This is a genomic window from Phenylobacterium sp. (assembly GCF_041919955.1).
GTDB lineage: Bacteria > Pseudomonadota > Alphaproteobacteria > Caulobacterales > Caulobacteraceae > Phenylobacterium.
In genome coordinates this window covers 55,870-67,523 of sequence record NZ_JAYRSU010000018.1, presented here as the reverse complement: position 1 = coordinate 67,523, position 11,654 = coordinate 55,870, and the positions used below count along the sequence as shown (strand labels likewise).

The 11,654-nt window shown below is 67.5% G+C and carries 8 protein-coding genes; 2 read left to right on the top strand and 6 right to left on the bottom strand.

Going from position 1 to position 11,654, the window contains the following annotated elements:
* The first annotated feature begins 19 nt into the window (after positions 1-19).
* On the top strand, positions 20-592 hold the full coding sequence (locus ACE3T2_RS15265) for a CatB-related O-acetyltransferase (RefSeq protein ID WP_374658812.1): 573 nt from the start codon (positions 20-22) through the stop codon (positions 590-592).
* 270 nt (positions 593-862) lie between these two features.
* Here ACE3T2_RS15265 and ACE3T2_RS15260 read toward each other — a convergent pair whose 3' ends face one another.
* From ACE3T2_RS15260 to ACE3T2_RS15250, 3 genes are all read right to left on the bottom strand, one after another.
* Entirely contained in the window at positions 863-3,190 is a 2,328-nt protein-coding gene (locus tag ACE3T2_RS15260) for a beta strand repeat-containing protein (protein WP_374658810.1), read from the bottom strand.
* Between the two features lie 258 nt (positions 3,191-3,448).
* On the bottom strand, positions 3,449-4,819 hold the full coding sequence (locus ACE3T2_RS15255) for an HlyD family type I secretion periplasmic adaptor subunit (protein WP_374658808.1): 1,371 nt from the start codon (positions 4,817-4,819) through the stop codon (positions 3,449-3,451).
* Positions 4,816-6,594, bottom strand: coding sequence for a type I secretion system permease/ATPase (locus tag ACE3T2_RS15250; protein WP_374658806.1), 1,779 nt, complete (start codon positions 6,592-6,594; stop codon positions 4,816-4,818). Before ACE3T2_RS15250 ends, ACE3T2_RS15255 begins: the two co-directional genes overlap by 4 nt.
* A gap of 162 nt (positions 6,595-6,756) precedes the next feature.
* Between ACE3T2_RS15250 and ACE3T2_RS15245 the strand changes: the two genes are divergently transcribed.
* Complete coding sequence (locus ACE3T2_RS15245; protein WP_374658804.1) at positions 6,757-7,524, top strand: DUF6270 domain-containing protein; 768 nt, start codon at positions 6,757-6,759, stop codon at positions 7,522-7,524.
* Here the strand turns inward: ACE3T2_RS15245 and ACE3T2_RS15240 are convergent.
* Genes ACE3T2_RS15240 through ACE3T2_RS15230 form a run of 3 tightly spaced genes read right to left on the bottom strand, consistent with a single transcriptional unit; the run spans position 7,506 to position 11,637 of the window.
* Positions 7,506-8,726, bottom strand: a complete 1,221-nt coding sequence (locus ACE3T2_RS15240) for a hypothetical protein (RefSeq protein ID WP_374658802.1) — start codon at positions 8,724-8,726, stop codon at positions 7,506-7,508. The two genes, ACE3T2_RS15245 and ACE3T2_RS15240, sit on opposite strands and share 19 nt — an antisense overlap.
* Positions 8,723-9,748, bottom strand: coding sequence for a hypothetical protein (locus tag ACE3T2_RS15235; protein WP_374658800.1), 1,026 nt, complete (start codon positions 9,746-9,748; stop codon positions 8,723-8,725). Before ACE3T2_RS15235 ends, ACE3T2_RS15240 begins: the two co-directional genes overlap by 4 nt.
* The gene (locus ACE3T2_RS15230; protein ID WP_374658798.1) at positions 9,745-11,637 is read right to left on the bottom strand and encodes a hypothetical protein; all 1,893 of its coding nucleotides are present in this window, start codon (positions 11,635-11,637) and stop codon (positions 9,745-9,747) included. Before ACE3T2_RS15230 ends, ACE3T2_RS15235 begins: the two co-directional genes overlap by 4 nt.
* Positions 11,638-11,654 lie beyond the last annotated feature (17 nt).

The window sequence follows — 11,654 nt, the reverse complement described above, 5'->3', positions numbered from 1 at the left end:
CTTTGGAGAACCGGAACAGATGCCTGCACCAACCTACACCCAGGACGCGCTAAGCGCCCTCATACAGCACGGCGCTGCGGTCATTGGCGACCACACGTATGGGGTTCCAACGCTGCGGTACTGGCGACAGGGCTACCGCTTCATTTGTGGGAAGTACGGCTCCATCGCCGACAACGTCCAGATCTTCCTGGGCGGGTATCATCGGCCGGATTGGGTGAGCATGTACCCATTTCCTGCGTTCGAGCGCTGGAGGGAGGCTCCGCCGGTGACCGATTTCGCCGTCGGCCGGGGCGATGTGGTGGTTGGGCACGACGTCTGGATCGGCAGCCACGCGACCTTGATGGCAGGCGTCAAGGTGGGCGACGGCGCGGTCATCGGAGCCCACGCCGTCGTGGGCAAGGATGTTCCGCCCTACGCTATCGTGGTCGGCAATCCGGCGCAGGTGGTCAAATTCCGCTTTGACGAAGAGCTCGTGCGCGAACTACTCGCCATCCGCTGGTGGGACTGGCCGGCTGAGAAGGTGTTGGAAAACATCCCGCAGTTGTTGAGCGGGGATGTCGTCGGCTTCGTAGAGCGTCATCGCGTCGGTTGAGGGCGGCGGGACAGCCCGCTCAGCGGAGTGGCGGCGGGCCATGCGCCCGCAACGGCCTGGTCGCACGCGAAACCGGAGGGCGCGGCTCGCCATGCGAGCCGTGAGCGACCGGTGACGCCGCCTGGAAAGCTTGCGGCATGCCGGCGAGGACGGGAGCTCTGTGCACGGATTTGGGCTCTCGAATGAGGTCCCCCGGGCATCGCAGGAGCTGGGCGCAAAAAGAAAGGGCCGCCTTTCGGCGGCCCTTCCCAGTAGAACGTCTTCGTCAGCTTAGGCGACGAAGTCGGTTTCCGTGATGCCGAGCGCGGTGCCGGTCAGCTTGATCACGTTGTTCACCGTGTTGCTGTTCGAGCTGTCGGCGAACACGAAGGTGTCGCCGCCGACTTCGATCAGAACCACGTCACGAGCGCCTTGAGTGATCAGCGCCGTCGCGTCGGCCAGAGCCGCCGCGTAGGTGGTGCCGATCACCGCCGCCTGGAAGTTGCTGGTGGTGCCAGCAACGCCGAGGGCGATGGTGTCGGTGCCCGCCACGAAGTCAGTGATCGTGTCTTGAGCGCCCGCCGCCGAGGAGCTGTCGCCCGCCGCGAAGACGAAGCGGTCCGCATCGGCGCCGCCCGTCAGCACATCAACGCCGGCCGAACCGGTGATCGTGTCCGCGCCAGCGGCGCCGATGATCGTGTCGGCGCCTTCACCGCCGGTGAGGTTTTCCGCACCCGTGTTGCCGGTGATCGAGTCATCGCCAGCGCCGCCGCGGACAACGTCCGCATTGCCGCCGGTCGAGATCACGTCGTTGCCGTCGCCGCCAGCGAGGGTCTCAGCGCCCGCGCCGCCGACAATGGTGTCGTTGCCGGCATCGCCGATGATCGAGCTGGCGCCAGCGCCGCCGGTCAGGCTGTCGCCGCCGTCGCCGCCGAGGATGGTGTCGGCGCCGCCGTTGCTGACGATGGTGTCGGCGCCAACGCCGCCGGTCACGTAGTCAACACCAGTCGAACCCACGACACTGTCGTCGCCCGCGCCACCGTCGGCCAGGACGCTCGAACCGCCGGTCAGGACCAGGGTGTCGTTGCCGTCGCCGCCGTAGATGGTGTCGCTGCCGCCGCCCGAGGAGATGCTGTCGTTGCCAGCGCCGCCGTCGAGCTTGTCGTTGCCGGCGCCGCCGACCAGGGTGTCGAGGCCGTCGCCGCCGAACATGGTCGCCGCGACCGCGCCGCCCGTCAGGCTGTCGTTGCCGGCATCGCCGTTCACCAGACCGCCAACGCCCGTCAGGGTGACGACGTCGTTGCCGTCGCCGCCGCTGATCGTGTCCGTACCGCCTGACGAGGTGATGGTGTCGTTATCGGCGCCGCCGTCGACAACGTCATCCCCAGCGCCGCCATCGATCTGATCGGTGCCTTGACCGCCGTAGATCGTGTCAGCACCGGCGCCGCCATCGATGGTGTCGTTGTCCAGATCGCCGCTGACATAGTCAGCGCCGTCGCCGGCCGCGATGTTGTCGTTGCCTTGGCCGCCCAGCAGGGTTTCGGCGCCGGCGCCGCCGGTGATGACGTCCGCACCGATGTTGCCATGGATGTAGTTGACGCCGTCGCCGCCGACGATGGTGTCATCGCCTTGGCCGCCCAGCAGGGTGTCGTTGCCGGCGCCAGCAGTGATGCTGTCGTTGCCGGTGTTGCCGTGGGCGTAGTTGTTGCCGGTGCTGGCCACGATGGTGTCCGCGCCAGCGCCACCAATGATGGTGTCGGCGTCGGCGCCGCCGGTCACGCTGTCGTCGCCGTCGCCGGCGTCGATCGAGTCCGCACCGCCCGCGGCGTTGGTGATGGTGTCGTTACCGGCGCCGCCGAGAACGGTGTCCGCGCCCGCGCCCGAGACGATGCTGTCAGCGCCAGCGCCGCCGATGAGCGAATCCGCGTCATCACCGCCGATGAGAGTGTCCGCATCATCACCGCCATCGAGGGTGTCGGCGCCAGCGCCGCCCGTCAGGCTGTCGGTGCCCGCGCCGCCAGCGACGTAGTCAGCGCCATCGCCGCCGTCGATGGTGTCGTTGCCGAGATCGCCCGACAGATAGTCGGCGCCCGCAGCGCCCGAGATGGTGTCGTTGTCCTGGCCGCCCAGCAGGGTGTCGTTGCCAGCGCCGCCGACTACGGTGTCGTCGCCGATATTGCCGTTCACGAAGTTCGCGCCATCGCCGGAAACGATGTTGTCGGCGCCCTGGCCGCCGAGCAGGGTGTCGTTGCCCGCGCCGCCGTTGATCGTGTCGTTGCCCAGGTTACCCTGGATGAAGTCGTTGCCCGTGCCGCCCGACAGGTTGTCGTCGCCGCCGTTGCCGAACAGGCCGTCGTTCGAGTTCGTGCCAGCGACGGTTTCACCGACGCCCGCATCGCCGACGAACAGCATCGAGCCGTCCGGGAACACGATTTCGCCGACCTGGTCGCCTTCGCCATAGATGCCGACACCGAACACCACGGTGCGAGCACCATAGGTGATCTTCACGGTCGCCGGGGTCGGATCCGGGAAGCCCGGAGCCGGAACGAACAGCACCTGAACGTTCGCAGCGCTCGCGCCCGTGGGGAAGGTCAGGGTGTCAGCCGACGTATACGCCAACGCCTCTGCGGCGGTGATCGTATCGAAGCTATAGTTAGCCATGTTTCTCTCCAGTCTGTGTCACATGGACCCCCGAAACGCCTGGCCACCATTTTCCAATGGAGCGGTCCCAGCGGTCCTATCCGACGCCACAACAGGGTCGTGGCGAAGGTTAAACGAGCCCGAGGAAGACGTATCGGAACCAGGGGGGATGCGCAACACCAAAAACGGGTGAAAACCCCGGCTGCGCCGCCTCCATTGGACACCAATTATTAACGCTTAGTCTTCCCGAAGCGCGTCGCGGATCGTGTCGGTCAGCGGACTGACGACATAGGACAGAATCGACCGTCGGCCGGTGATCACCATCGCTTCCGCCGGCATGCCCGGGCTGAGTTTGTCGCCCTTCGGAAGCTTTACGAGTTCCTGCGGTGGGATCTTGAGGTCGGCGCGGAAATAGCCCTCGCCCGTCTTCTCATCCACCAGCTGATCGGCCGAAACCGTGACCACCGTCGCCTCGACGGGCGGCGTGCGGCGCGAGTTGAAGGCCGACAGTCGGACACGGGCCTTCATGCCCGCGTGCACAACGTCGATGTCCTGCGGCTTGATTCGGGCCGTGACGATCAGCGGCGCATTGGCGGGCACCACGCTCATCAGACGCTCGCCCGGACCGACGACGCCGCCGACCGTGAACTGCGTCAGGTCCAGCACGTAGCCGTCGGCCGGCGAGCGCACGGTCGCCGCGTCGAGCGTCTGGCGTGCGGCGGCGAGCTTCGGCGTCACCTCGGCCAGGCCGCTCTGCATCTGGCGCATGCCCTCAGCGGCCTGGCTGATGCGCTGCTCCTTCAGGGTGGTGATCTGCAGGCGGGTCTCGCCGATCTGCTCGCGCAGCCGCGTGATCTCCGCCAGCAGCGAACCCTTTCGCCCGGCCAGGTCGGCCAGGGTGCGCTGATAGCGCAGGATCAAGGTCTTGGGGGCATAGCCCTTCTCGTAGAGCGTCTGGTAGCCGGCCAGCTCTTCCTTGGTCAGACGATCGGACTCGTTGACGGCGTCGACCTGGGCCTGGACGCCGCTGATCTGGGTCTCAAGCTGCTGCAGCTTCTGCGACAGCACCGCGCTCTGGGTCTCGTAGAACTGCAGACGCGAGGTGAACAGGAAGTCCTGGTCTCGGATGATGCCCGCCACGCGCGGATCGTTGGTGCGAGAGGTCAGCTCCGCCGGGAACGTCACCGTCCGCAACCCTGTCGCCTCGGCCTGGAACCGCGCCGACTGCGCCATCAGCGCGTCCTGCTGGTTCTGGAAGACGTCGTTGCTGGCCTTGGGCTGCACCTCGTCGAAGGTCAGCAGCACCTGGCCCTTGCGGACATGCTGACCTTCCTTGACCAGGATCTGCCGCACCGTGCCTCCCTGGAGGTGGCGCACCGTCTTGCGGTTGTCCTCGACGCGCACCATGCCTGGCGCGACCACGGCGCTGTCGATCTTGGCGACCGCCGAGAACAGGGTCAGCCCGACCACGAACACGCCCACCACCGCCGCACCGGCGACGATGGGGCGGCGCATGCGACGTTCGAGTTCGGGATCGAGTGGGACCAAATCCTTGTCGTCGAACGATGGCGCGACATAGGGCTTGGGCGCGTGGAAATCCATTTTCATCGGCCGGCCTCGATCACGCGCGGAGTTGCAGGCTGAACCACGCGCGCCATCACCTGGTCGCGCGGACCGAACATTTCGATGCGTCCGTCACGCAGCATCAGCATCTTGTCGGCGGAGCGGAAAACGCTGGGCTTGTGCGAGACGATGACGATCGTGGAGCCGCCGGCCTTCAGCGCATCGAGGGCGCTGACCAGGGCTTCTTCCCCCTCTGCGTCCAAGGCCGCGTTCGGCTCGTCCAGCACGATCAGGCGTGGCTGGCCCAGCAGGGCGCGCGCTAGCCCGACCCGCTGTCGCTGCCCCGCCGAGAGCACATGCCCGGTCTCGCCGAGGTCGGTGTCGTAGCCGTTGGGCAGGCGCAGGATCAGCTGGTGCACGCCGGCGACCTGGGCGGCCTTGACCACCTGCTCGTCGTCAACGTCGGCGCGGAAGCGGGCGATGTTGTCGCGAATGCTGCCGGCGAACAGCTCAGTGTCCTGAGGCAGATAGCCGACGTGACGGCCGAATTCGGACCGATCCCATGAATAGACGTCGGCCCCGTCGAGACGCACGTTGCCCGTGTTCGGCTGCCAGATGCCGACCAGCAGGCGGGCAAGCGAGGACTTGCCGGCGCCGGACGGGCCGATGACGCCCAGCATCTCGCCCGGCTCGATCTTGAAATTCAGGCCCTGGAGCACGAAGCGCGTCGCGCCTTGCGGGGCGAAATTGACGCCCTCCACCGACAGCTGGCCCAGCGGCTTGGGAAGCGCGGTCGCCGCCTTGTTGGGCTTGTAGTCCGCAAACAGGGCATTGAGCCGCTCATAAGCCCGGTAGCCGTTGTTGAGCCCATCCCACGAGGCGACCAGACGCTCGATCGGCTGCAGGGCCCGAGCGGCCAGGATCATGTTGGCGAATAGCAGGCCTGAGTGGATCTTGCCCTTGACCACCAGATAAGCGCCCAGGGCGATGATCAGCACCTGGATGCCCTGGCGGGTGAACTTGCTGACATTGCCGAGCACGCTGGCGCGTTCGCTCGCGCCCGCGCTGCGCTCCATGGTCACCGCACGGAAGGTCGCCCAGCGCGAGCCGAGCGGCTCGATCATCCCCATGGCGCGCACCACCTCGCCGTTGCGCAGAGCCGCATCGGTAAAGGCGTAGCTGCGGAGGGCCGCGTCGTTGGCTTCCTTCAGCGCAGGCCGCGTCGCACGGTCCTGGATGATGGTGATGAGGATCAGCAGCCCTGCGCCGGCCAGCGTCACCGCGCCGATGATCGGATCGATGACGAAGAGGATGATCATGAACACCGGCATCCAGGGCAGATCGAAGACCGTGCCGAAAGCCGGCCCGGTCATCATCTGGCGGAAGGTGTCGAGATCGCGCAGCGCCTGAGAGCGGGCCGACGGATTGCCGCGGATCACCGTGTCGAAGAGCGCTGAGAAAACGCGCCCTGAGACGCGTTGGTCCATCGCCACGCCGTAGTTGATCAGCACCTTGGCGCGGTAGTCGTCGATCAGGCCCGAAACCAGGAAGGCCAGCAGCACCATGAAGGTGAGGACCAGCAGGGTCGGAACGCTGTAGCTCGACATCACCCGCCCGTAGATCTGGAAGGTGAAGATCGGCAGAGCCAGGTAAAGCAGGTTGGAGACCAGGCTGAAGAGGCCCGCATAGGCAAGGGGCGTGTAGCCTTCCTTGATCGCGCGGGTGAGCGGATTGTCAGGCATATCCGCCAGCGGATTGAAGATCTTCATGCGCGCCGCGCTGTTCCGTGGATGCTCGCCGCCGATGGCCGGTCTGACCATGGCCGATTTGGGTGCTCGAAGTCCAAGGCGGTTTGCGCCAAAAACGCGCGAGACATGCTCGGGCCTCTTAAGGATGTCAATGGCGCACGAGGCCGCTTAGGATTCGCGCGCGGCTTGTTTGGGGGCGGACGAAGTTCGCCTGAGACGTGAGGAATTTTGCTTTTGCCCAAGGTCGCCGTGATCGGGAGCTGCATTACGCGCGATGTGTGGCCGATCGTGGGCGAAGCGCCGCCGGACGATCTGCTCTACATCTGCCGCACCAGCCTTCCGAGCCTGCTCGCCGCGCCGCTGCCTGGCGTGGATCTGGCGCCGCCGGCGCCGGGCCTGGCCGATTTTCCCTATCGCTCGATGGTCGCCGACCTGACCAAGACCGCGCTAGGAGCGCTTATCGCCTATCGCCCGACGCACCTTGTCTTCGACTTCATAGACGAGCGCCTCGACATGCTATCGGTCGGCGGAACTCTGGTGACCCACAGCTGGGAGCTCGACGTCAGCGGCTTCCTCGGCCAGCCGGCTTTCGAAGGCGCGCGGACGATCCGCCGCACGACCACGGCCAGCGATCTGCTCTGGCGACAGGCGATGCGGGAGATGGCGGCCCTGATCGCCGCAACCCCGCTCGCCGAGGCGCAGCTCATCCTCCACGAGGCGCAGTGGGCTACGACCTTCATCGACAGGGACGGTAAGGTCGCGCCCCTGCCGCATGAGGTCGAGATCTTCACGGGCAAGTCGGCGGCGATCGAGGCCCACAACGCGGCGCTGCGGCGCTACCAGGAGACTTTTGTCGCCCTCTTGCCTGGGGCCGCTCGCGTCGCTGCGCCGCCGGACCTGCAGGTTGCGGATGCGGGCCATCGCTGGGGCCTGAGCCCGTTCCACTATGTCGAGGGCTACTACCGAGACATTCACGCTCAGCTTCAGGCGCTGGGCGTCTGAAGCTCTCCCTGGCGCGCCCAGTGCTCGAGGGGCGTCATGCCCCGCAGCGCCATCTCCGAGGCCGATGAGAGAAAGCCGAGCGAGGTGCGGCCCGGCCACGGCTCGCTGATCGACCAGGCGCCGCCCTGAAGATAGTCGACCAGCGGATTGCGACCGGCCGCCAGTTGGTCGCCGCGCAGAGCGATGTAGCGCTGGGCGTCGAACCAGGGCCCTGGGTGGCGTCCTTCGACGCCGCCGGCGATCACATAGTGGCTCAACGGCTCGAAGCCGCCGTGCGCAACCTCGGGATATTCGGTCGCGTACCACTGCGGATCGAACAGCGGATGGGGCCGAAGCCCGCGGGCGGCTCCCTCGACGAAATAGTGCACGAGCGGTGCGACCTCGCCGATCGGAGAGCCCTGCATCTGGGCGAGATAGAAATCCGGCGCGAACAGCGGATGCGGGCTAAGGCCCCGCCGCCATCCCTCGGCCAGATAATGCTCGAGCGGGTTGGCGCCAGAGCCGATCAGGTCCGGAGCCTGGCGAGCGTAGTGCTCGATGCTGAATAGCGGATGCGGGTCGCGCCCCTCGGCCGCGCCGACCCGCACGAAATGCTCAAGGGCGGTCAGACCGCTTTCCGCCAGGACCTGGCCGTTGCGGGCGGCGTAGAACGCCGTGTCGAACAGCGGATGAGGGCTCGCGCCCTCGGCCGCGCCGTACAGCAGATAGTGGGACAGCGGGCACTTTCGCGAGCCGGCGAGGTCGCGGCGGCGCGCGACGTACCAGGCCTGATCGAACAGCGCGGCCGGCTGCGCAGCCGGATCGGGGCCGCGCCGCGCGTAGGAGGCCATGGCCGCAAGCCCCCCGCGCCGCCGATCCCAGAGCCCGGACCGCGCGATGACCAGGGCCCGCCCAGCGGAGCGGAGCTTGTCCAGCGCCTTCTCGAAGCGGACCGAAACACCCCCGCGCCGTCGCGGCCGGCGATGGCTCCGCGCAGCGGCCATATAGCCGGCCAGCGCCACGCGCCTGGCCTCACGCTCGACATCGGCGCGCGCCTGCAAGGCGTCCGCGAGCGCCAGGCCGAGCTGCGCGCGGCTCATGGCGGAATCGGCCTCATCACGCTGGAAGCCTTCGCGGGCGGCGACGTAGAGACGCCCCAGCCGCTCGATCTTCGCCACGAGCGCCTCGCCCGGATCCGCCTTTGCGGTGATGACCTCGGTCACGCCGGCTCCATGTCTTCGTGCTCCTCCAGCCACCGCCGATAGCCGCCGGCGTCGAAGGGATCGGGGAAGCGTGCGTGCAGATCGGCCCGCTCGCGCCAGATCAGTCGGTGGGCCCGTGGAATCGGAACGCCGTCGGAGTAGGCCCCGTAGGCCCAATATCCGGGCGGCGCGGGGACCGCGCAGGCGGCCACCTGTTCCTTATACCACCGCCATATCTCATCGACCGCATGCGAGCCCTGGGCGTAGCGACGCGTCATCGCATCGCCGGTCGGGCCGAGCTTGGTGAAATGCCAGAAGCGCAATGGCGCGCCATTGACGGTGATCGCCCCGTCGCGGCCGATCTCCACCCGCCGCTGGCTGAGGTTCCAACTGGCGACGTTGCAGCCGGGATCGCGCACGACGCCGACCTTCTCGAACAGCGCCGGCGCGTGATCGCACCATTTCTGGTCGACGAAGAGGCCGCTGGGAATGTCGTCGTAGCAGAACTCCAGCAGCCGCGCCTTCCACCAGTCGGCGAAACGCAGCCCCTCGCCTGCCGCCCGAATAGCGACGAAGCCGAGGTTGAAGATCCCGGTCCGCGAGGCGGAGAGGTCGTTGTCCAGGATCGCCTGCCGGTCGGTGTTGGGATCCAGCAGGTGGGGCGTCAGCAGGATGTCGTCCCGCTCCAACCGCTCAAGGATCGGCTCCAGGCTCTCGAACAGCGCCGTGTCGGGATCGAGATAGATCACCGCGTCCGCGCTCTCGCACGCCTGGCGCAGGAACGGCCCCTTCACCGCCGTGCATATCTCCACCACGTCGTGCTTGAACAGCCAGGATCGGAAGTCCTCGACGCCAAGCTCATGGGCGTAGACCACCCGGTTGAACGGCTCCTCCTCGATCCGCAGGGTGAAGCCCGGCGGCGGCTCGTCGGTGATCAGGGCCACGAGGTCCCAGTCCGGATGGAACCGCTTCAGGCTGCTGAACAGCACCCTCGCCCGGTCGAGGTAGCCGAAGGTGAAACTGGAAAAGCAGGTGACCCTCACGCGCCCTGCTCCACCAGTTGCGCTGTCAGTCGACTGAAGGCCAGGTCGTAGATGCGGGCGTCGCGGGCGGCGCGCGCCAACTTGCAGATCTCGCCGGTTTCGAACCACGTCTCCAGGACCTGCTCGTCGGGCAGCACCAGGCCATGGCCCTGGCCGGCGAAGGCGGCGACGTTGCCGCTGTCGGGCCCCGTCAGCACCGCTGCGCCGGCCGATGCCGCCTCGTACGCGGCGAACGAGAAGGTCTCCAGGCAGAGCGACCAGATCATGGCGACGTCCACGGCGTTGGCCAGCATCGCCTCGCGCATCGCCAGCGGTCGGTCCGCGGTGACGGTCACCGGGACGTGGCGAGCCAGCGATCCGGCCACCGGCTTGGAGGCAAGATGCAGGAACTCGTAGCGCGGATCATCGGCGAAGCGGGCGGCCAGATGGCGGAAGATCGGCCATCCTTTGTGCAGCGTCGGGGAGCCGGGAAAGGCGATGCGCAGCGGGCCCTCCTCGCTGGCGGGGAGCGGCGGCTGCGCTGTCTCCGCCAGATGGGCGTGCGCCAGGACGACCTGTCCCTGGATGTCCAGAGATCCGCCGGCGAGCCAGGCGTCGAGAGCGAGTTGCGAGGGGGCCGCAACGGTGATTTCCAGCCGCTCGAACAGGCGGCGATGCTCCTCCACGTGCACAGCCCGGGCCGGTCCATAGACGCAGATCGCGCAGGCTTGGCTGCCCTGGGGCGGCGCTCCGCAGTCCTCGATGTCGTTACGCAGCAAATGTATGCCGGCGCAGAGGGCGCCCATGTCGTGCAGCCAGAAGAAGCCGCGGCTCATGCCCGCTGCGTGAACGATGTCGGCGACGTCGCGGCTGGAATGGCCGAGCATGTTGTGTATGGCGAAACTGCCTGGACCGTCCGGCCTTGCGTGCTTCAGCGCCTCGACGATGGCGGACGGCGTGAAGACTCCGACCGACCGGCCGTTCAGCAGCACGCCCATCGGCGTGTCGGTCGGCCCGCTACGCACCGTCGGCCAGCCGTTGGCGGGGTGGACATGCAGATGGTTGCGCCCCATCGCCGCGAAACTGGCCGATTCCCGCTGGACGCAGAGCTGAGAGCCGCCGACGGAGCGACTGTAGTCGTCCTGGCTGAAGGTCAGGTGCAGACCGCCGCGCTCGGCTGCGGCCAAGGCCCGGGCCAACGCCTCTGCTGCCGAAAGCTCGACCGGCCGCGCCCAGCGGCGGGAGTCGGCCAGGCGCTCGGCGAACGGTTTGACATGTTCCAAGGCCGCCGCGCGGAAATCCCGATGGGCCTTGGTCGCCCGCCCCTCGCTGCGCCCCTGCATCACGTAGTGGAGGAACGGATGCGCCCCGCCCGCCGCCACGTCGGGGTTCAGCGCAAGATAGTCCGCCACCGAGAAGTCGTGGCTGGGATCGCGCCGCTCGCGCCAACCGTGGACGAGGAAGTGGTCCAGCGGATCGACGCCCGAACCGGCCACGTCGTGATTGGTCGCCAGATAGTAGCGGGCGTCGAACGCCGCGGCTGCAGCCGCCAGCTCATCCTTGGTGAAGCTGGGCGGCTTGCGCGCCGCCCGCTCGTCGTCGCTAAGCGCGTGATAGGCGGCCGAGTGCGCTGAGGCGACGATCTCGCGCCCCTCACGCCAACCGCGCGAAAGATAGTGGAAAAATGGATTCTCGCCGCGGGCCGCCACGTCGGGGTGCGTGTCCAGATAGGCGTTCGTCGAGAACCAGGGCGTCGGGTCACGCCCTTCACGCCAGCCCACGAGATCGTAGTGACGCGGAGGGTCGATCTCGCCGTAGCTAAGATCGGCATTGACCTGGCGATAGAAGTCGCTGTCCACCGCAACCACCAGCAGGCGATGGACGCTGTCGGTTGAGGCCGTTGCGGCCATGCTGCGATTTTCTCCTG